Genomic DNA, 19,918 nt, shown 5'->3' on the forward strand with positions numbered 1-19,918 from the left:
TGCCCGATTTTCGTTTTATAAGCCTGTCCTTCACTATAAAACACCCGGGAGGTGAATTCTGTTGAATGTTGTCATATACCATCCGACAAATCTCGTAGCCTACGATACGATGCACGAACTAAATCAAAGTTCCCAGTTTCTAGGGCTTTAGCAAGATCAATATATTTCTCTTTAGTCGGTTGATCTTTATTGTTGTCCAAGGATCGATGGTAGTCTACTAGTATTTGCCAAATCCTATATATTAAATGATTGTCTGCTAATTCCGTTATTCTCGCAAAAAAATCTACATCCTCAACGGTATGTTCAATCGTCCAATTTTTTAAACGTTCTAATTCAGACTTACTACTTTTTAAAAGCACAAGCTGTAAGCAATCCAGTTCGATTAAATATTTTGTTTCAATAACATCCTTAATTGCTTTTTTATCTTGAAGGATAAATGAACTTAGAAGCTGGACAAGTTGATTACCACGGAAGTCCCTTATATAAGTCCCTTCTCCCCGCCTTGTCTCAATTAGCCCGAGCAACTCTAACGCTCTCAGCGCTTCCCGAACAGAGGAGCGTCCCGCATTGAGACGCTCCGACAACTCTCGCTCTGAAGGGATTTTGTCCCCAGCTTTTAACTTGTCTTTTTCAATTATTTCTCTTAACTGCCTTACAATTTCAATGTAAACCTTTGTTGAGCTCTCAGTTTGATTCCTCATAAGTTATATATCACTCACTTTTCTCAATGATAGAGAGCCTTTGTGTTCGTTCCTTAACTTCTTCTGGATCTACCTTTATCCTAGCTACGCCTGTCTCCATCGCAGCCTTAGCCACAGCAGCTGCCACTGCTGGAGCTACTCTTGGGTCGAATGGTCCAGGGATGACGTAATCACTTGATAACTCTTCTTCTTTTATAAGTCCAGCAATCGCTTCAACCGCAGCAACCTTCATTTTTTCATTAATATGAGTAGCGCGTGCATCTAATGCACCTCGAAAAATACCTGGGAAGGCAAGGACATTATTGACTTGATTTGGAAAATCCGAGCGTCCAGTACCAATTACTTTCACTCCAGCCGCCTTCGCTTCATCTGGCATAATTTCAGGATTTGGGTTCGCCATTGCAAACACAATTGGATCAGGATTCATCGTTTTAATCATCTCAGCTGTCAATGCTCCTGCTGCAGATACCCCGATGAAAACATCTGCATATACAATTGCATCGGCTAAGCTTCCCTCGATATTATTTCGGTTCGTATACTTGGCAACTTCAGCTTTAACATTATTCATTCCCTGAGTACGTCCTTCATAAATGGCACCTTTTGTATCACACATAATGATATCTCGAACTCCATAAGAATATAACAGCTTGATAATTGCAATTCCAGCTGCTCCGGCACCGTTTGCGACAACCTTAATTTCATTCATCTTCTTACCAGTAATTTTCAAAGCATTAACAAGGCCCGCAACTGTGACAATTGCCGTCCCATGCTGATCATCATGGAATACTGGGATATTCGTTTCTTTTTTCAGTCTCTCTTCAATTTCAAAACAATTTGGAGCAGCAATATCCTCCAAATTCACACCACCAAATGTGGGCTCAAGCAATTTTACTGTTTCAACAATTTTATCGATATCAGTGGTATTTAAGCAGATAGGAAATGCATCTACGCCAGCGAAACTCTTAAACAGGACTGCTTTTCCTTCCATAACAGGGAGGGCCGCCTCTGGTCCGATGTTTCCTAGCCCTAGTACAGCTGTTCCGTCTGAAACAATCGCTACCATATTGCCTTTCATTGTGTAATCATAAACGGTTTCAGGCTTATCATAAATTTCCTTGCACGGCTCAGCTACTCCAGGAGAGTATGCAAGGCTTAAATCTTTAGCAGTTTTAACAGGAACCTTCGATTTGGATTCCAATTTACCTCTGTTTTCTCTGTGCATATGCAATGCTTCATCTCTTAAGTTCAACTAAAGTCCACTCCCCTTTCGATTTAAGAAGGTCCTTATTATGGATGTCATTCTCGAGGTGGTCAGACCACGTTTTCTTTTTACCAATATAACACATTCAATATCGTTGTAAAGGTCTATTTTCTTAGGACGACATTTTTTTCCCCTAGAAACTGTTTAAGGCTATTTATACAGCTATCTGTACCATTAATTTTATAATCATCCCCTAATAATACCGTTTTTTCTAAATCGGCGTAGTGGAGGATCACCGGATTCAAGCCTTTGTATTCTTTTAGTATTTTTTTCAATTCATTTAATTTATTCGGATTTTGAGCATCCCGCTCAATCTTAAGAAATACAGTTGGCATCGATTTTATTTCTTTGTCTATATCAAGAACGGCTTGAACAATGAACTGCCTCTTCCCATCTCTCTCTTCAATCTTTCCTTCAAGCAATGCGATTTCTCCCTGGTTCAACTGCGGTCCTGACCGTTTATAAACAACTGGAAAGACAACAGCTTCCATTTCTCCGCTTGGGTCACTTAGTGTAAGGAAAGCCATTGGCTCACCTTTTTTTGTCCGTATCATCTTTGCCTCTGTAATATAGACCCCTACCCGCGTTTTTCCTCCTGGTCGTTGATCAGCTAGGTGTTGGGCACCCGCTTGTGCTATTTCCTTTCCCTTTACCGAAACGGGGTGGGTGGATAAATACATTCCTAGTACCTCTTTTTCAAAAGCAAGTTTATCTTCAACTTTCAACGGATCAACTTTTACATATTTGGGCTTAATTTCAAATTCGTTGTCACCAAATAATCCAAATTGATCAGAACCATCTGGTGCAATAAGCTGTGCGTGTTCAATTGCGACATCGAGTGTTGCTAGTAAAGTCGCACGGTCATGACCGAACTCATCAAAAGCACCTGAATGAACAAGAGCCTCTAGTGTTTTTCGATTTAAAGCTTTTTGAGGCACTCTAATACAGAAGTCAAATAAATCGGCGAACGGCTTTTGTTTTCTTGCTTGAAAAATTTCTTTCAAGGCTGAGGCACCTACACCCTTTATTGCAGTTAAACTAAATCGTACGCTGTCTCCCTCTACTTGGAATCCAAAACTGCTTTTGTTCACAGATGGAGGAAGCAACTTAAATTTCTTTTGTTTAAGTTCTCTTGCATATTGAGCAATTTTTGTTTCATTGCCAATTGATGATGTCATTAAGGTTGATAGGAAGAACAATGGATAGTTAGCCTTAAGAAAGGCCAGCTGATAGGCAATTAAACTATAGGCAACCGCATGGCTTCGATTGAATCCATAATTTGCGAATCGTACAATTAAATCATAAATTTGATTCGCCGTCTGTTCCTGGTACCCCTTCTTGATCGCACCACTGACAAAGTGAGCCCGTTCCTTATCTAATACTTCCTTTTTCTTTTTACTCACTGCACGACGGAGCAAGTCGGCTTCCCCTAATGAGAACCCTGCGAGTTTTGATGCGATTTGCATGATTTGCTCTTGATATACGATGACACCGTAGGTATTTTCTAGAATCCCCTTCAGATCAGGATGAGGGTATTCCACCGGTTCTTTTCCATGTTTCCTGTCGATGAATAATGGAATATTCTCCATTGGACCTGGTCGATATAAAGCGTTAACCGCAACGATGTCTTCAAACCTAGTGGGCTGAAGTTTTTGTAGTACCTTTCTCATTCCATCCGATTCAAGTTGGAATACCCCTGACGTATCACCCTCACTTAATAGTTGGAAGGTTTCCTCATCTTCTAAAGGAATCTTACGTATATCCACTTTCCTTCCTGTTTTCCAGTTAATACCCGAAAGAATACCTTCAATCAGCGATAAATTTCTAAGGCCAAGAAAATCCATTTTCAGTAACCCAGCTTCCTCCAGATGCTCCATAGAATATTGGGTTAAGAGTATCTTTCCGCCACCGGTTTGAATTGGAATTAAGTTGGTTAATGGCTGTTCACTAATAACTACTCCGGCTGCGTGTGTTGAGGTATGCCGGGGTAAACCTTCAAGCTTTATAGCCGTATGAAAGAGTTTTTCGTGTAGTTCAGTTTCTGAAACAAATCTTCTTAATGGCTCAGATTCTTTATATGCCTCTTGTAGGGTCACACCTAATCTCGAAGGGATACATCTTGACAGCCTGTCTAATTCCTTTGTGTTTAATCCAAACACTCTACCAACATCACGTACGGCTGCTTTTGCTGCTAATGTTCCAAATGTAAGGATTTGAGCAACATGTAATTCCCCATATTTATTTGCCACGTATTCTATCACTTGATCACGACGATGATCGGGAAAATCAATGTCAATATCCGGCATAGAAATTCGCTCAGGATTAAGGAATCTCTCAAACAATAACTCATGACCAATTGGGTCTACATCCGTTATGTAAAGTACAAAGGCCACGATTGAACCTGCAGCCGAACCACGGCCTGGCCCTGTTAAGATGCCATTATCTCTAGAGAACTTCATAAAATCCCAAACAATCAAGAAATAATCACTGAAGTTCATCTTTTTAATAACCGAAAGCTCGTATTTAAGTCTGGTGATTTGTTCGGTTGTTGGTTTTAGATATCTGTCGTTTAAACCAGAAAAGCATAGCTCCTCAAGTAATTCATCTGCTGTTTTTCCATTAGTAATAGGATATTTTGGAAGATGTCTTGTTGTTAGATCAATCATTACATTACAAGCTTCACTAATCTTTAAGGTGTTTTCTAAAGCATCAGGGTATTCCGTGAACAAATCTACCATTTCTTTAGGTTTTTTTAATGAGAACTGATTACTATTGAGCCTATCACGGTCATCATCTTGAAGCTTTTGTCCACTTTTTATTGCCAGCAAACATTCCTGGGCAAATGAATCCTCAGGCTCTAAATAATGAACACGATTCGTTACAGTGGTTTGAATCCCAGTTTCGTCTGCTAAGAGTACCATCTTCTTTACAAGTTCCTCTTGGCCCGCTATCCCCTGATTTTGCAGAGTTAAATAGAAATGATTTCTCCCAAATATCTCTGAGAACAACTCTATGGAATTCAAAGCCCTTTCACGGTCATCGTTTAACAATGCTTGTTCAATTTCCCCCTCCAAACCAGGAGTTAGCGCAATTAAACCTCTTGCGTAATGACGGAGCCATTTAATGGGGATCCCTTGAGGTGCCTTTGTTTGAATCGCACTTGAGATCTTAATTAGATTATGAAAGCCTTCATTATTTGCTGCAAGAAGGACAAGTGGATGGGCTTCCTCTCCATCCACATTGGCTGCTACATCTACAGTCATACCTATGATTGGTTTGATGGAGTTTTTTAAGCATTCTTTATAAAAAGCAATTGTTCCATGCATGACATTTCTGTCCGTTAGAGCAAGTGCTAGAAACCCCTTTTCTTTTGCATTGCGTACCAGCTCTTCTACTTTAATTGTGCTTGTCAAAAGACTATAGGAACTATAAATATGAAGGTGAATAAATGACAATTGAATCACACCCTTAAGGTTTGTCTTCTTTTATTATATGGGTTGAACAAAAAAAAGAAAATATGTTCTCCTTTTTTCGAAAGAGTTTAATCATAAAACCCGGTGGTTGTCCATAGAATTTAAAGAATAGATTCTTCCCAAAGGGGACCTTTATATGAACCAACCATTTATTTCTCATTTATTTGAGAGTTATTTTATTGCACTCGGTGTTTTGATAGGTGGCTCGATCATTGGTGGGCTTGCCTCGTTTCTAACGGGCCAACCATTATTAACACAAATATCTCGAATTTCAGAGTTAATTAGAATTTGGGCAATCATTGCTGCCATCGGTGGGACTTTTGATACGGTTTACAGCTTTGAACGGGGCTTGATGGATGGTGAAACAAAGGATATTTTCAAACAGTTTTTACTCATCTTGTCTGCTATGGGGGGAGCGCAGACAGGCGCAACAATTATTAAATGGTTAACAATGGAGCATATTTAAATGAGAATCCCTCCTTATTACCGTAACCCCTTTTGGCAACGTTTTTTTGCAGGCATGGTGATTGGGGCATGTCTTAGCTGGGGAATTTTCCTCTATATGCACGGAGTCATGATTGAAGATAAATCTACCGAAATAAGCAAACTTAAAGCCGAAGTTGAGAAGGAAAAGAAAAAAGTGAAAATTTGGCAGGACGATTATAAGGCACTCAACGAGGAAAACCTCCAAAAACTTACCATTCAAGAAATCGAAGTTAAAATTAAAAATGGAGAAAAGTATGACCTTGACACGCTTGCTGTCTTACAAGCAGAAGATGAGATTAAAGATGATTTAAATTACTTTCTAGCAAAGGATTTAGAATTTGTCTATAAAAGCAGAGATTTAATTTCTAAAGTGATCAAGAACAAGGTCATCCCCTTAAACGGAAAAAGGTACAGACTCAAAATTACTTCTCTAGTCGTTTACACGACCGTCAATCTGCAACTTGAACTTCACCTAGATGATTAGAAAGCCCTGCAACTGCAGGGCTTGTTTTTATTTGCATAACTCTATTAAATCTTTGACTACATTTTGAGCTTCATCCCATGAATAAACCGATGCTCCTGAAGCAAGTGGGTGCCCCCCGCCATTGTACTTTCGAGCTAGAACATTGATAATTGGCCCCTTTGACCGTAGTCTCACTCGAATCTGGTCTTCTTCCTCAATAAAAAATACCCATGCCTTAATTCCTTTTATTGACCCAAGCTCACTTACAAGGAGTGAAGCGTCTGAAGGTTTCACATCATACTCCGCTAACAGCTCCTTCTTCATAGTGACAGAAGCTGCACCATTTGCTAATAACTCGAAATTTTGCAGAATATATCCCTTCAATTTTACAACATTTATATCTAAATCATACATCTCATTGAAGAGTTCAGGCCGTGAAAAGTTATAATGAATTAATTCACCTGCATACGCGAATGTCTTATCCGTCGTGCTTGGGTAAATAAACCGACCCGTATCCCCGACAATCCCAGCAAAGAGTAGCCGTGCTGCTTCATCAGAAAGTACTAGACCACGATCTTTAAACGTTAGATAAAATTCATAGATCATTTCACTAGTAGAACTTGCACTCGTATCCACCCATACAATATCTCCGTAAGGGTCTTCATTCGGATGATGGTCAATTTTTATTAACTTTTCACCGGATCTGTATCTTCTATCACAAATTCTTTCTTCATTAGCAGTGTCACAGACGATAACAAGAGCATTTTCGTAAACCTCATCTGATATGTCATCAAGCCTTTTCATATAATTGAGTGAGGCTTCCTCTTGTCCGACAGCATAAACTCTTTTCTCGGGAAAAGATTCTTTAATAATCTCCACAAGCCCTCCTTGAGAGCCGTAAGCATCCGGATCTGGACGGACATGGCGATGAACAATAATTGTTTCGTACTTCTGTATTTCAGTAAAAATTTGAGCCTTCATAAGATTCTCCTTCAAATAAACAAAATAGTTAAATTTATTATAATCACAAAATTAGGAAATAAAAAGATAAAAACTGTTTTATAGCAATTTGGGACAAATACCGTTAAAATAAAATGGAGATTTTTTATTTTGGAGGATTAACTATGCCAATACTTGTCTTTTTAATTGTTATAGCTTTTGCCATGTATGTATTTTATAAAGTTAAATATGTTCGTAGCGCTCGTCCGATTGAGAAAAAGTGGATTTCTACTAAATCAAGCATTGCCTTAGGAACTTTCATTGCCCTCTTCGGAGTTAACCAGTTATTTCTATTTCAAACGACTCTGACCTTCATTATTGCTGGATTGTTTATTATCCTTGGGGCTTTTAGTGTTTATGAGGGATTTAAAGCATATAAACATTATCTACCATTTGCAATAAAAGAAGCAGAAGAATTCAGTAGCCATTAATGATGAAAGAAGCCAACCTTTGTGGAATGGCTTCTTTTTTATGTTTTACATAATTATTGTCGATCAATTAGTTGACAAACCATCATTGCCTTACCAACAAGAATGCCATCACTAAAAACTTCAACATCTACTTTCCCAAACTTTCTACCAACTTCTAGGATTTTTGGTTGAATCTCAAGAATACTATCGATTTGGACTGGCTTTAAAAAATAAATCGTCATATTTTCTACGACGAGATCCCCTTTTTTGTAACCCCGCAATAACCGATTAGCTGCCTCAGCCACGAGGGTTGTGAATACACCGTATGAGATGGTCCCGATGTGGTTGGTCATTTGTGGCGATACAGTGCAACGGAAGCTATCCTCGTCCTTTAATTTCCCTCTCGATACAATCAATTGGCTCGTTACGGTATCATCAAGAGTTTCTCCTACTTGGGGTTGCCTTTGAATCATTTGGAGTGCTTTGAGCACATCCTGTCTACTAATAATTCCAATCAGGCGATTCGAATCATCAACAACTGGGAGAACTTCAATCCCTTCCCAAACCATCATATGAGCTGAAGAGGCTACACTCGTTTTTCCACCAACGGTCATCGGTTGTTTGGTCATAATTTTTTCGATTGGAGTAGCAAGGTTATCCCCCATTATGTCCTTAGAAGTAACCATACCTACTACTTTCAAATTCCGGTCAACTACAGGGAAGCGACTATGCATGGTCTCCTCTTTTGCCTTATACCAGTCAGACACCGTTTGATCAGTCTTAAGATAAGCGATTTCGTCAATCGGCGTAAGGATATCTTCTACTAAAACAATTTCCTTTTTTATCAACTGATCATAAATTGCTCGATTAATCATTGTTGCAACAGTAAAAGTGTCATAGCTACTTGAGATAATAGGGAGTTGAAGTTCATCGGCCAGCTTCTTCACACTTTCTTCGGTGTCAAAGCCACCCGTAATTAACACAGCCGCCCCAGCTCTAAGAGCTTGTTCATGAGCTTTATCACGGTTCCCGACAATCAATAAATTCCCTGCCCCCGTGTACCGCATCATCGCTTCTAGCTTCATGGCACCAATAACGAACTTATTTAAAGTCTTATGTAAGCCTCCCCGGCCTCCAAGTACCTGACCATCTACGATATTTACGACCTCAGCAAAGGTGAGTTTTTCGATGTTCTCTTTCTTCTTTTTCTCAATTCGGATGGTCCCCACGCGTTCAATCGTGCTTACATACCCTTTATTTTCGGCATCCTTAATAGCCCTGTATGCGGTTCCCTCACTGACATTCATTGCCTTGGCGATTTGACGTACCGAAATTTTCTCCCCAATAGGAAGTTCATCAATATATTGTAAAATTTGCTCATGCTTGGTTGCCAAGACTTTCACCCTTTTTCTTAAAGTTCCGTTCGAAAATAAGTTTCCTTATTTTATTATAAGGTGAAAAAAGTCTTGATTCAATTGTATACTTAGCTGAATGATGCGGTTTTTACAAAAATATCAACTTAATTTGCGAAACTTCGTCTTTTTTTCGGCTCGCTTTCGACCTTTTTCCTTACCATTTTCTGTTTTTTAGGAGTATAAAGGAAAGCAGATAGGTTTCCAGCTATTACACAAAAGGCCAATAGTAACCAAGCACCTGCAAAAAGGCTTTCCGCTCCTAGTGTCTCAAAAGAAATTCGAGGGATTGCGTAATAGAGCATAAGGCCGCAAATTAATAAATACAGTAAATAACGATTTTTATTCATCTTTTCCTCCTGTATATATGGCTTGTTCTATATTTATGCGTTAGGAAATAAAAAAACACAAAAACTGTGTAAAAATAGAAAAACTGCTGCACGCAAAGCATGCAGCAGCTTTTTTTATAACTCGATTATTTCACCAGGTTGTAGTATCCTTCCCTTACCCTCGGGCAGTAACTCTATGAACTTCTGAGGGTCCTGCTTAATTGGTGGAAAAGTGTTGAAATGAATTGGGACAACCTGTTTGGCTTGGAGGAACTCTGCCGCAACGGCCGCATCCTCTGGTCCCATTGTAAAATTGTCACCTATCGGCAGGAAGGCTAATTCAATCGGGTGACGCTCACCTATCAGCTTCATATCGGAGAACAAACCAGTATCACCAGCATGGAAAATGGTTTTTCCTTCGGCGAATAACAACACACCTGCCGGCATTCCACCATAAATGATTTGTTGATCTTCAGTTGCATAACCAGAACCATGGAAAGCCTGAGTCATCTTCACTTTTCCAAAGTCGAATTCATACGCACCACCTATATTCATTCCATGTGTACGCACCCCTTGCCACCCTAAATATGTAGCCAAATCTGCATTCGTGATTACTAGAGCGTCGTTTCTTTTTGCCAGCTCAACCGTATCACCTACATGGTCATTGTGAGCGTGGGTCAAAACAATCACATCTACCTTCACTTCACTTGCTTTGAGATCAGTTAGCCCATTTCCTGTAATAAAAGGATCAAATAAAATCGTTTTTCCACCTGTCTCAATCCTCACAACAGAGTGGCCATGATAAGAAATTTTCAATTCACTCTCCCCTTTCAACTATTGTTCTTAAGTTAACTTCTACAAATTTTTATATAAACCCTTTTCCTTTATACCCAGTTTTTTTTGCTTCTAAAAGTTTTCTTTTCTCTTTTGATTTTGCTACGCTCTAAATAAAGAAGATAAAGGAGGGAATAATCAAAATGAATGAACGTTTGAGAAATTTATCAAACTGGTTAACAGAAGTGAATGCGGAGGTTGCCTTCCTCACATCACCTGATAATGTCTTTTATTTAAGTGGTTTTTTAAGCGACCCTCATGAAAGAATACTAGGGATTGCAGTGTTTCAAGAAGCTGAACCCTTTCTAATCTGTCCTGGTATGGAGAAAGAAGAGGCAAAGAGCGCTGGGTGGCCATACGAGGTTATAGGATATAGTGATACTGAAGACCCCTGGGAACTTGTTCAGCAAAAAATAACATCTCGAGTGGCGAATATACATAAAGTTGCAATTGAAAAAGAACATATGACGGTTGAAAGATACGAACATTTAAAAAAGATATTTAACGACGTACAAATTATTTCTGCCGAAAGCAAACTAAGACAACTCCGATTAAAAAAGGACCCAAATGAATTGAAAAGTATCCAAAAGGCCTGCGCACTTGCTGATTATGCCATTGAGGCTGGGATAGCGGAGATAAGAGAAGGAAAAACTGAAATGGAGGTTCTTGCTGCGATTGAATATGCCCTTAAGAAAAAAGGGGTATTAGAGATGTCCTTTTCGACGATGGTACTAACTGGAATCAATGCAGCGTCGCCACATGGTACACCTGGCAATACCAAAATTAAAAAAGGCGATCTTGTTCTATTTGACCTTGGTGTTGTCGTTGATGGCTATTGCTCTGACATCACAAGGACCGTTGCATATCACGATATTACCACTGAACAGGAAAAAATCTATCAGACGGTTCTTACAGCTCAAATGGAAGCATTAAAGGCCATTAAACCTGGCGTCTCTTGTTCGCAAATTGATTTAACTGCCCGTAACATTATTGCTTCCTCTGGTTATGGTGATTTCTTTCCACATAGACTAGGTCATGGGTTAGGGATTAGCGTCCATGAGTACCCTTCGGTTACAGAAACGAATCAGCTACCGCTTGAAGAAGGCATGGTCTTCACGGTAGAGCCCGGTATTTATGTTCCGAATGTAGCAGGTGTTCGTATCGAAGACGATGTAATCGTTACCAGTTCAGGAAGCGAAGTGCTTACAAAGTTTCCGAAGGAATTACAGGTTATTAAATAGGTTATGTTAAGCGGTTGGAGCGAAAATCAACATACCTGTTTAACAGATCCATTAAATAAAGGATGAGTTTAAAGTACATTGTTGATTTTACACTCTGTTGATTGGAGCGGAAGGCACTCGACTCCTGCGGGAGTACGGGGCAGGGGAGACCCCACAGGCGCTGAAAGCGCCGAGGAGGCTCTCCGGCACGCCCGCGGAAAGCGAGTGCCTGGAGCGGAAATCAACAGCCACGTTTAACACACAGCCTAAATAAAACACCTAGCCGGTTATCATTTGTTCATTTAACGATTTACATTTGTTCACTAAATTGATATATTGGTCAAGGATAGACCCCAATTTTATGCAAGTTATACTTTTTTAATAAATAGTAGGAGGCGTACTACATGACAACACAACTAGCACAAATGATCGACCATACTTTACTAAAAGCAAATGCAACAGAAGCTGAGATTGTAAAACTAGCTGAGGAAGCTAAAGAATACAAATTTGCTTCTGTATGTGTTAACCCTGCATGGGTAAAAACAGCAGCTGAAATTTTAAACGATGTTCCCGAAGTAAAAGTGTGCACAGTCATCGGCTTTCCACTCGGAGCTTCCACTTCCGCTGTGAAAGCTCTTGAAACAAAAGACGCAATTGAAAATGGTGCCGGGGAAGTCGACATGGTTATCAATATCGGAGCGTTAAAAGGGCAACAATACGATGTAGTTGAGACCGACATTAAAGCAGTCGTTGATGCGGCAAAAGGAAAGGCGCTAACAAAAGTGATCATCGAGACGTCTCTGCTTACAGATGAAGAAAAAGAAACAGCTTGTAAACTAGCTGTACAAGCTGGTGCTGACTTCGTTAAAACCTCGACTGGTTTCTCCACTGGTGGAGCAACAAAAGAAGATATTGCTTTGATGAGAAAAGTGGTCGGACCTTCAATTGGAGTGAAAGCTTCAGGAGGGGTTAGAAGCCTTGAAGATGCTCAAACGATGATTGAAGCAGGCGCTACAAGGATTGGAGCAAGCTCAGGTGTTGCCATCGTTAATGGACAAACATCTAATTCAAGTTATTAAATATCGGTTTTAATAATACCTAAGAATAAAAACAACCAGCTTGTATCAGGCTGGTTGTTTTTATTTGCTTTAAATGTCACTACTTATCCAATAATTGCTTACAATTATATTTCATCTATCTGATAAAATAAACTTGCAAAACTTTTTAGCAATTAACACAGTGATATTAGGGATAAAGGAGATTAACAGAATGGCCAAGAAAAATAACACTAGTTTCAAAATCATTGTGGTTATAACCATAATCATTTTTGCCATTGTAACTGCATTAGTAATGATTAATGCTCAGTCAGAACAAAAGACGGAGACTCCCCTCGAAACGCAAATCCCAATTGATGGCCAACCCATTTTGGGCGACCCCGATGCACCCGTAACGGTAGTTGAGTTTGGAGATTATAAATGTCCTGCATGTAAAGCATGGGGAGATCAATTTTTCCCGTTTTTAGTAGAAGAATATGTTGAAACTGGTAAAGTAAAGTTTGTTTATATTAATGTTCTATTCCACGGTGAGGAGTCAGAGTTAGGATCCTCAGCTGCGGAAGCTATTTATAAACAAAATCCCGAAAGTTATTGGGAGTTTCATAAAAAACTATTTAGTAAACAGCCACCATCAAATGACCATGACTCCGCATGGCTTACTACTGAAATAATCGAAGAAGTTGCCAACACTGTTGAAGGAATTGATATAGAAAAGCTACGTGAAGATATGAATAGCCAGTCAATCGCAGAGGAACTTAAAGTAGATTCGGAGTTAGTAGAAGAATTTAACGTTGAGTTAACACCAACAGTTATGGTTAATAATATTGAACTCGAAAACCCTTTTGAATATGAGTTGATTGTTTCGCTTATCGAACAAGAATTAGAGGCTAACGAATGAAAAGTCTCAACTCGAACCAACTCTATCTATACCTTGCATGGATTATATCTATAGTTGCTACTCTTGGAAGTCTATATTTTAGTGAAATATCCGGCTTCATCCCGTGTGAGCTCTGCTGGTACCAACGTATTTTGATGTACCCATTTGTAATTTTACTAGGAATCGCCACATTTCAAAATGACCTAAGCGTTAGAAAATATATTTTGCCAATGGCCATTATAGGTTGGCTCGTTTCACTTAATCATTATTTAGTCCAGAAAGTCCCAGGATTTGCAGAAATTAAGCCTTGTGTTAACGGTGTCCCTTGTAGCGCACAATACATTAACTGGCTCGGCTTCATTACAATCCCTTTTCTGGCAATCACTGCCTTCACTCTAATTATTATCTTAATGATTCTCTTAAACAATAAGAAAAAATAGGTCCTTGTTTACCAAAATACACCCTATTCTAACGAAAGAAAAATCCCCCGTCTTTTTATAAGACCGGGGATTTTTTATTATCCTCTAGCAACTAGTGTGTCTGTTAATACAGGTACAACCTGCTTTTTACGAGAAACTACACCCTTTAAAAGAGCTGTATTGTTTTCTAAGCTTACTTTAAAGGCTTCCTCAACAGCATCCGCTTTATCGCCTAGTGCTAGCGCCGCAGAATCGTTGGTTAATATATCCGTGATGACTAACAAGAATAAGTCTAATTCTTTTTCAGAAATGACCTTTCCCAGAGCATCTTCTAGCTCAGATTGACGTGCTAAAACCTCATTTACATCAACTGTGTTAACCTGGGCAATTTCAACCTTAGAGCTTCCCATTGAAAATTCCTTCGCGTCAAGTGAGATGAGTTCTTCGATTGTTTTACTGCTTAAATCAGCACCCGCCTTAAGCATTTCAAGACCGTATTCTTCCGCATTTACACCAGCAATTTCTGCTAGTTCCTTTGCTGCAGCAACATCCTGATCCGTGCAAGTAGGAGATTTAAACAAGAGAGAATCTGAAATAATCGCAGATAGCATTAACCCTGCTGTTTGTTTATCGATTTCTACTGAATTCTCTTTATACATTTTATTCAAAATCGTTGCTGTACATCCTACCGGTTCAACACGGAAATACAGAGGATCACTCGTTTCGAAATTAGCGACACGATGGTGATCAATTACTTCAAGGATTTTCAGTTTCTCAATATCATCTGCACTTTGTTGACGCTCATTGTGGTCAACTAAAATCACGTTTTGCGCTTCTTGAGCGACTTGCTGTACCAATCTTGGCTCCTCGGCTTTAAAATAATCTAGTGCATAAGCCGTTTCACCATTGATTTGGCCAAGACGAACGGCTTCCACCTTTTGACCAAGATTCTTTTTTAAATTCGCATAGGCAATTGCTGAACAAATTGAATCTGTATCAGGGTTTTTATGCCCAAAGATAAGTATGTTTTCCATCAAGACACTCCTCATTAAAAATTGTAAATGAGTCCGCAGTTTATGACTGAAGACGATGCATTTTCTTCCATTAACAATATACTACAAATGAGCATCAATTTACATCTTACATATTTCATTTTAAATAGAAAAAGATTCAGCTTTAACCGAATCTTTCTCCTATTAGATCTTATTCTTGTTCAAGCAAAACTCTTGCACTTGAATACACCAAGTCTTGTCCCTCAGCAACAGCCTTGTAAGTTACAAACCCGTTCAGAGTATTAATACCCTTCAAGATTGCCTCATTTTCTAAAGCAGCCTGTTTAAAACCTTTGTTTGCGATTTGAACAGCATAAGGAACGGTTACATTCGTTAATGCGATTGTTGACGTTCTTGGTACTGCTCCAGGCATGTTAGCAACTGCGTAGTGCACAACTCCATGTTTTTCATAAGTAGGTTGATCATGGGTCGTAATTCGGTCTGTCGTTTCGAATATTCCGCCTTGATCAATGGCAATATCTACAACAACGGAGCCTGGATTCATCGACTTAATCATTTCTTCCGTTACCAATCTCGGGGCTCTTGCACCAGGTATCAGTACTGCACCAATAACTAGGTCTGCTTCCTTAACAGCCCCGGCAATATTGTACGGATTCGACATTAGCGTTGTTATGTCGTTTCCAAACATATCATCAAGCTGACGCAGACGGTCAGGATTCAAGTCAATGATGGTCACTTCCGCCCCAAGTCCGACAGCCAACTTCGCTGCATTTGTCCCAGCTACTCCTCCACCGATGATGGTTACCTTCCCTCTTTGCACACCAGGAACACCAGAAAGAAGGATCCCCCTTCCACCGTGGACCTTCTCTAAAAATTGTGCTCCAATTTGCGGAGCCATTCTTCCAGCCACTTCACTCATAGGTGTTAAAAGTGGCAAGCTGCCATTTGGAAGTTGAATCGTCTCATAGGCAATTCCAACGACCTTCTTGTCCATTAAAGCACGTGTTAGTGCAGGTTCCGGAGCAAGATGTAAATATGTAAATAAAATCATACCTTCATGAAAATATGTAAACTCCTCAGCGAGCGGCTCTTTCACCTTCATAACCATCTCTGCACTCCAGGCTTCTTCTGCTGTTGGAACAATCTTAGCTCCAGCTTGCTTGAAGTCCTCGTCTGTAAAGCCAGATCCCAGACCAGCGTCTTGCTCGATCCATACCTCATGACCAAACTTAACTAGGTTTACAACCCCTGCTGGTGTCATCGCAATCCGGTTTTCATTGTTCTTAATTTCCTTTGGTACGCCGATACGCATGAAATACTCCTCCAAATATTAAAAATAGCACTCCAAATAATATTATACTCTACATGAAATGAATTTTAAAAATAGAAAATAATTTAAAGGCTGGTTTAGCGCATATTGTCGTTGAACAATTCTTACCTCGTCCTATTTTATATCGAAGCACAGGATTAGTAAAAGAACCAAATAAAAAAACAAGCTGACTTATTTCAGCTTGTCCAAGTTTTTATTCTTCTCCTCGGTCGGTAGCATTCCTCATACTCTCGGTGTCAACAACCCCACTATTATAAGAGTCCATAATTTGCCGGGAAACTTCCATTGTCCCAGCTTCATCATAAGTAAATGAAGAAAAATTATTTCTTTCTGCACGTTCACGTTTTTCCATCCTAACCCCTCCTTTCGAACTACCATTATTGTTCGCTAGTTTGTAACACTCATACTATAAAAATTATTGTATAATTTAGGTAAAGGAGGAGGATAACAATGGGACTAACGTATAAAAATATACTCGTTGCCGTTGATGGCTCCAAGGAATCTGCCTGGGCATTCAAAAAGTCAATTGAAATCGCGAAACGAAATAATGCAAAGTTGGTCATGACCCACGTCATCGATTTAAGGACATTCGCTACAGTAGAAGCGTATGACCAGACAATCTCTGCGAGGGCAAAGGAATTTGCCGAAGAACTCCTTGAAAACTACAAACAACAGGCATTAGAATCCGGCGTTAAGGAAGTTACGTATGAAATTGATTACGGTTCTCCAAAGGTAAAAATCGCTAAAGAGATCGCTAAAAAGTTTAATGTTGACCTTATTGTTTGTGGAGCAACAGGGATGAACGCCGTTGAACGCTTCTTTATTGGCAGTGTTTCCGAGAACATCGTCCGCTATGCTCCTTGTGATGTTATGATTATCCGAACCGAAAAAAACGAAGAAGCTTAACTAAGCTAGTGTAACTAATAAAAGCACGCAGCCATTGGCCGCGTGCTTCGTTTTTAATTGGTAAGGTTTCTATCCTTGCCCTAACAGAAGCTTGCCTTTCTTAATCTGAGCAGATACCTCTGAAAACCCTGTGCCTCCGGCAGAATTCCTTCGAACAACCGCATTATACGGATTTAACGCTTCATAGATGTCCTCTTTAAACAAAGAGCTTGCTTCCTTAAATTCATGGAACGGAAGGTCTGCTAAGTAACATCCCTTTTGAATGCAATGAAGTACTAGCTTTCCAACTACTTCATGCGCTTCGCGGAACGGCATTCCCTTTGCCGCGAGATAATCAGCCAATTCAGTAGCATTGGAGAAATCCTTCGTGACTGAATCCTTCATACTCTCTTCATTCACTGTCATTGTTTCAACCATACCAGCAAAGATTTTTAATGACCCTTTTACCGTTTTAACCGTGTCAAACATTCCTTCTTTATCTTCTTGCATGTCCTTATTATAGGCAAGTGGCAATCCCTTAAGTATGGTTAGGAGGCTCATTAATCCACCATATACTCTGCCTGTTTTCCCTCTAATCAACTCCGCCATATCAGGGTTTTTCTTTTGCGGCATGATGCTACTTCCCGTTGCAAATGTGTCATCAAGCTCAATAAAACGAAACTCCTGACTAGACCATAGGATTACCTCTTCCGCAAATCGTGACAAGTGCATCATCATGATGGAACTTGCTGACATAAACTCAAGAATAAAGTCACGATCACTAACAGCATCAAGGCTATTTTCATAGATTCCATTGAAGCCTAGAAGTTCTGCACTATACTTTCGGTCAATTGGAAAGGTCGTTCCCGCAAGAGCTCCAGCCCCTAATGGGCTAATGTTGATGCGCTCAAGGGCCCCTTTAAACCGCTGCTTATCTCGTTCAAGCATCCAAAAATAAGCCATTAAATGATGTCCAAATGAAATAGGCTGTGCTCTTTGAAGGTGAGTATATCCAGGCATGATTGTTTCTACATGCTTTTCAGCCTTCTCAACTAAACTAACCTGGAATTCATTAATGAGGTTTTCAATCTCTTTAACTTGTTCCCTTAGATATAAATGCATGTCAGTTGCCACTTGATCGTTACGGCTTCTGGCAGTATGAAGCTTGCCACCAACCGGTCCGACAAGCTCCGTCAATAGATGCTCAATATTTAAATGGATATCTTCATATTTAGTGGAATACTGAAGTTCTTTTTTCTCAGCCTTTTCCTTCAGTGTATTTAATCCAGCGATAATCGTTTCTGCTTCCTCTGCTGCTATAATTCCACACTTAGCTAACATGGTCGCATGAGCGATGCTTCCTTGGATATCCTCGAGTACTAGCTCTTGGTCAAAGGATATGGAAGCACCAAATTCATCGACCCATTCTTCAGCGGAAGCGGTAAATCGGCCGCCCCATAGCTTCTTCACACATTCACCTTCTTACCTTGCACCATACTTTGAACCTTTGTAGGAAGTCCCCAAAGATTGATGAAGCCAACAGCTGCGCTATGATCAAATTCATCATCTTTTGTATAGGTAGCTAATTTTTCATTATATAGAGAATAAGGAGATTTACGTCCCTCGATAATTGCGTGACCCTTAAACAGCTTAACTCGTACGGTACCTGTTACATGCTTTTGTGTTTCCTCTAAAAACGCTGTAAGAGCAGTACGTAATGGCGAGAACCAGAGACCCTCGTAAATAAGTTCTGTTAATTTCTTTTCAATTACTGGTTTAAAATGGGCTACTTCTTTTACTAGAGTAATATCTTCTAATTCTTTATGGGCTTTTATTAGTGTCATTGCTCCTGGTACTTCGTATACTTCCCGAGACTTAATGCCGACAAGACGATTTTCAACATGATCCACACGGCCGACACCATGCTTACCAGCAATGATATTTAGTTCTAGAATCAATTGCGCAAGGGAGAAAGACTTCCCATTTAATGCAACTGGGACACCTTTTTCGAACTCAATTTCAACCATTTCAGGAACATCTGGAGTGTCTTCAAGCTCGTTGGTAAGCTCATAAGCTTCCTTAGGAGGTGCAGCCCAAGGGTCTTCTAAAACTCCACACTCATTACTGCGTCCCCAAAGGTTTTGGTCGATAGAAAACGGGCTATTTAAGTTGACTGGAATAGGAATATCGTTTGCTATTGCATAATCAATCTCCTCTTCCCGTGACCATTTCCAATCACGCACAGGGGCTATTACTTCCAAATCAGGATTTAAAGCTTTGATTGAAACTTCAAATCGTACCTGGTCATTTCCCTTTCCAGTGCACCCATGAGCTACAGCAACTGCCCCTTCCTTTTCAGCAACCTCCACTAGCTTCTTAGAGATTAGCGGACGAGAAAGAGCCGACACGAGCGGATATTTCCCTTCATATAATGCATGTGCCTGTAGTGCAGCTAAAGCATACTCTTTCGCAAATTCTTCTTTAACGTCAAGAACGTATGATTTAACAGCACCAACCTTTAGTGCCTTTTCTTTAACGAAATCAAGATCTTTTCCTTCACCGACATCAAGACAGCACGCGATAACATCATATCCTTTTTCTTGAAGCCACTTAATTGCTACCGATGTATCAAGCCCACCAGAATATGCGAGCACTAATTTTTTTGATTCAGCCATTTTTGTAATCTCTCCCTTTGAATATTTATACAATGAGTTATATGTTTATTCATTATAATAAAACTTAACAGGTTTT

General features: G+C 39.7%; 20 protein-coding genes. 8 read left to right on the top strand and 12 right to left on the bottom strand.

Translation table 11 applies throughout. From position 1 onward, the window contains the following. Positions 1-71: 71 nt before the first annotated feature. From BMX30_RS04380 to dnaE, 3 genes are all read right to left on the bottom strand, one after another. Positions 72-701 (bottom strand): FadR/GntR family transcriptional regulator, encoded by a 630-nt coding sequence (locus tag BMX30_RS04380; RefSeq protein WP_090741559.1) that lies wholly within the window; start codon positions 699-701, stop codon positions 72-74. Between the two features lie 10 nt (positions 702-711). Continuing rightward, positions 712-1,950, bottom strand: coding sequence for an NADP-dependent malic enzyme (gene ystJ, locus BMX30_RS04385; protein WP_090741562.1), 1,239 nt, complete (start codon positions 1,948-1,950; stop codon positions 712-714). 116 nt (positions 1,951-2,066) lie between these two features. Next, positions 2,067-5,417 (bottom strand): DNA polymerase III subunit alpha, encoded by a 3,351-nt coding sequence (gene dnaE, locus BMX30_RS04390; RefSeq protein WP_090741564.1) that lies wholly within the window; start codon positions 5,415-5,417, stop codon positions 2,067-2,069. A 154-nt stretch (positions 5,418-5,571) separates the two neighbouring features. Here dnaE and ytrH point away from each other — a divergent pair, with 154 nt between their 5' ends. Together ytrH and ytrI are read left to right on the top strand one after the other, a co-directional pair. After that, positions 5,572-5,901 carry a sporulation membrane protein YtrH gene (gene ytrH / locus BMX30_RS04395; RefSeq protein WP_090741566.1) on the top strand — a complete coding sequence of 110 codons (330 nt, stop codon included), beginning with the start codon at positions 5,572-5,574 and terminating at the stop codon, positions 5,899-5,901. Next, positions 5,902-6,405 carry a sporulation membrane protein YtrI gene (gene ytrI / locus BMX30_RS04400; RefSeq protein WP_090741568.1) on the top strand — a complete coding sequence of 168 codons (504 nt, stop codon included), beginning with the start codon at positions 5,902-5,904 and terminating at the stop codon, positions 6,403-6,405. 27 nt (positions 6,406-6,432) lie between these two features. On the opposite strand, the gene BMX30_RS04405 is transcribed toward ytrI, so the two are convergent. Further along, on the bottom strand, positions 6,433-7,365 hold the full coding sequence (locus tag BMX30_RS04405) for a DHH family phosphoesterase (RefSeq protein ID WP_090741570.1): 933 nt from the start codon (positions 7,363-7,365) through the stop codon (positions 6,433-6,435). A 143-nt stretch (positions 7,366-7,508) separates the two neighbouring features. Here BMX30_RS04405 and BMX30_RS04410 point away from each other — a divergent pair, with 143 nt between their 5' ends. Next, positions 7,509-7,814 carry a YtpI family protein gene (locus tag BMX30_RS04410; protein ID WP_090741572.1) on the top strand — a complete coding sequence of 102 codons (306 nt, stop codon included), beginning with the start codon at positions 7,509-7,511 and terminating at the stop codon, positions 7,812-7,814. A 53-nt stretch (positions 7,815-7,867) separates the two neighbouring features. Here the strand turns inward: BMX30_RS04410 and BMX30_RS04415 are convergent, their stop codons facing one another. From BMX30_RS04415 to BMX30_RS04425, 3 genes are all read right to left on the bottom strand, one after another. Then, positions 7,868-9,187: a DRTGG domain-containing protein gene (locus tag BMX30_RS04415; RefSeq protein ID WP_090741574.1), complete on the bottom strand. Its 1,320-nt coding sequence runs from the start codon at positions 9,185-9,187 to the stop codon at positions 7,868-7,870. Positions 9,188-9,312: 125 nt separating this feature from the next. Further along, positions 9,313-9,555, bottom strand: a complete 243-nt coding sequence (locus BMX30_RS04420; RefSeq protein WP_090741576.1) for a hypothetical protein — start codon at positions 9,553-9,555, stop codon at positions 9,313-9,315. Positions 9,556-9,669: 114 nt separating this feature from the next. Then, positions 9,670-10,350, bottom strand: coding sequence for a metal-dependent hydrolase (locus tag BMX30_RS04425; RefSeq protein WP_090741578.1), 681 nt, complete (start codon positions 10,348-10,350; stop codon positions 9,670-9,672). 161 nt (positions 10,351-10,511) lie between these two features. On the opposite strand from BMX30_RS04425, the gene BMX30_RS04430 reads away from it, so the two are divergent. The 4 genes from BMX30_RS04430 to BMX30_RS04445 all read left to right on the top strand — a co-directional run bounded on the left by BMX30_RS04430 (position 10,512) and on the right by BMX30_RS04445 (position 13,960). Then, positions 10,512-11,609 carry a M24 family metallopeptidase gene (locus BMX30_RS04430; RefSeq protein ID WP_090741580.1) on the top strand — a complete coding sequence of 366 codons (1,098 nt, stop codon included), beginning with the start codon at positions 10,512-10,514 and terminating at the stop codon, positions 11,607-11,609. A 383-nt stretch (positions 11,610-11,992) separates the two neighbouring features. After that, complete coding sequence (gene deoC / locus BMX30_RS04435; protein ID WP_090741582.1) at positions 11,993-12,667, top strand: deoxyribose-phosphate aldolase; 675 nt, start codon at positions 11,993-11,995, stop codon at positions 12,665-12,667. A gap of 190 nt (positions 12,668-12,857) precedes the next feature. Further along, entirely contained in the window at positions 12,858-13,541 is a 684-nt protein-coding gene (locus tag BMX30_RS04440) for a DsbA family protein (RefSeq protein WP_090741584.1), read from the top strand. Beyond that, on the top strand, positions 13,538-13,960 hold the full coding sequence (locus tag BMX30_RS04445; protein WP_090741585.1) for a disulfide oxidoreductase: 423 nt from the start codon (positions 13,538-13,540) through the stop codon (positions 13,958-13,960). The genes BMX30_RS04440 and BMX30_RS04445 overlap by 4 nt, the downstream gene beginning before the upstream one ends. A 77-nt stretch (positions 13,961-14,037) precedes the next feature. Here BMX30_RS04445 and BMX30_RS04450 read toward each other — a convergent pair whose 3' ends face one another. The 3 genes from BMX30_RS04450 to BMX30_RS23415 form a co-directional block, all read right to left on the bottom strand. Then, positions 14,038-14,973, bottom strand: coding sequence for a manganese-dependent inorganic pyrophosphatase (locus BMX30_RS04450; RefSeq protein ID WP_090741587.1), 936 nt, complete (start codon positions 14,971-14,973; stop codon positions 14,038-14,040). A gap of 169 nt (positions 14,974-15,142) precedes the next feature. After that, positions 15,143-16,264 carry an alanine dehydrogenase gene (ald, locus tag BMX30_RS04455; RefSeq protein ID WP_090741589.1) on the bottom strand — a complete coding sequence of 374 codons (1,122 nt, stop codon included), beginning with the start codon at positions 16,262-16,264 and terminating at the stop codon, positions 15,143-15,145. Positions 16,265-16,475: 211 nt separating this feature from the next. Then, entirely contained in the window at positions 16,476-16,634 is a 159-nt protein-coding gene (locus BMX30_RS23415) for a hypothetical protein (protein ID WP_170843791.1), read from the bottom strand. A gap of 98 nt (positions 16,635-16,732) precedes the next feature. Between BMX30_RS23415 and BMX30_RS04460 the strand changes: the two genes are divergently transcribed. Beyond that, positions 16,733-17,188 carry a universal stress protein gene (locus tag BMX30_RS04460; protein ID WP_090741590.1) on the top strand — a complete coding sequence of 152 codons (456 nt, stop codon included), beginning with the start codon at positions 16,733-16,735 and terminating at the stop codon, positions 17,186-17,188. A 69-nt stretch (positions 17,189-17,257) separates the two neighbouring features. Here BMX30_RS04460 and argH read toward each other — a convergent pair whose 3' ends face one another. Together argH and BMX30_RS04470 are read right to left on the bottom strand one after the other, a co-directional pair. After that, entirely contained in the window at positions 17,258-18,637 is a 1,380-nt protein-coding gene (gene argH / locus BMX30_RS04465) for an argininosuccinate lyase (protein WP_090741592.1), read from the bottom strand. Continuing rightward, a complete protein-coding gene (locus BMX30_RS04470; protein ID WP_090741594.1) occupies positions 18,634-19,842 on the bottom strand; it encodes an argininosuccinate synthase in 1,209 nt (402 codons plus the stop codon). The genes argH and BMX30_RS04470 overlap by 4 nt, the downstream gene beginning before the upstream one ends. Positions 19,843-19,918 lie beyond the last annotated feature (76 nt).

The sequence above is a fragment of the Mesobacillus persicus genome (genome assembly GCF_900109925.1).
Taxonomy (GTDB): domain Bacteria; phylum Bacillota; class Bacilli; order Bacillales; family Cytobacillaceae; genus Mesobacillus_B; species Mesobacillus_B persicus.

Excerpts from the sequence above, each read along its gene's own strand:
- ytrI (WP_090741568.1), top strand. The coding sequence starts at position 5,902 with ATGAGAATCCCTCCTTATTACCGTAACCCCTTTTGGCAACGTTTTTTT.
- BMX30_RS04405 (WP_090741570.1), bottom strand. The coding sequence starts at position 7,365 with ATGAAGGCTCAAATTTTTACTGAAATACAGAAGTACGAAACAATTATT.
- BMX30_RS04440 (WP_090741584.1), top strand. The coding sequence starts at position 12,858 with ATGGCCAAGAAAAATAACACTAGTTTCAAAATCATTGTGGTTATAACC.
- BMX30_RS04380 (WP_090741559.1), bottom strand. The coding sequence starts at position 701 with ATGAGGAATCAAACTGAGAGCTCAACAAAGGTTTACATTGAAATTGTA.
- BMX30_RS04470 (WP_090741594.1), bottom strand. The coding sequence starts at position 19,842 with ATGGCTGAATCAAAAAAATTAGTGCTCGCATATTCTGGTGGGCTTGAT.
- BMX30_RS04430 (WP_090741580.1), top strand. The coding sequence starts at position 10,512 with ATGAATGAACGTTTGAGAAATTTATCAAACTGGTTAACAGAAGTGAAT.
- deoC (WP_090741582.1), top strand. The coding sequence starts at position 11,993 with ATGACAACACAACTAGCACAAATGATCGACCATACTTTACTAAAAGCA.
- BMX30_RS23415 (WP_170843791.1), bottom strand. The coding sequence starts at position 16,634 with ATGGAAAAACGTGAACGTGCAGAAAGAAATAATTTTTCTTCATTTACT.
- BMX30_RS04445 (WP_090741585.1), top strand. The coding sequence starts at position 13,538 with ATGAAAAGTCTCAACTCGAACCAACTCTATCTATACCTTGCATGGATT.
- BMX30_RS04460 (WP_090741590.1), top strand. The coding sequence starts at position 16,733 with ATGGGACTAACGTATAAAAATATACTCGTTGCCGTTGATGGCTCCAAG.
- BMX30_RS04450 (WP_090741587.1), bottom strand. The coding sequence starts at position 14,973 with ATGGAAAACATACTTATCTTTGGGCATAAAAACCCTGATACAGATTCA.
- ytrH (WP_090741566.1), top strand. The coding sequence starts at position 5,572 with ATGAACCAACCATTTATTTCTCATTTATTTGAGAGTTATTTTATTGCA.
- BMX30_RS04420 (WP_090741576.1), bottom strand. The coding sequence starts at position 9,555 with ATGAATAAAAATCGTTATTTACTGTATTTATTAATTTGCGGCCTTATG.
- BMX30_RS04410 (WP_090741572.1), top strand. The coding sequence starts at position 7,509 with ATGCCAATACTTGTCTTTTTAATTGTTATAGCTTTTGCCATGTATGTA.
- ald (WP_090741589.1), bottom strand. The coding sequence starts at position 16,264 with ATGCGTATCGGCGTACCAAAGGAAATTAAGAACAATGAAAACCGGATT.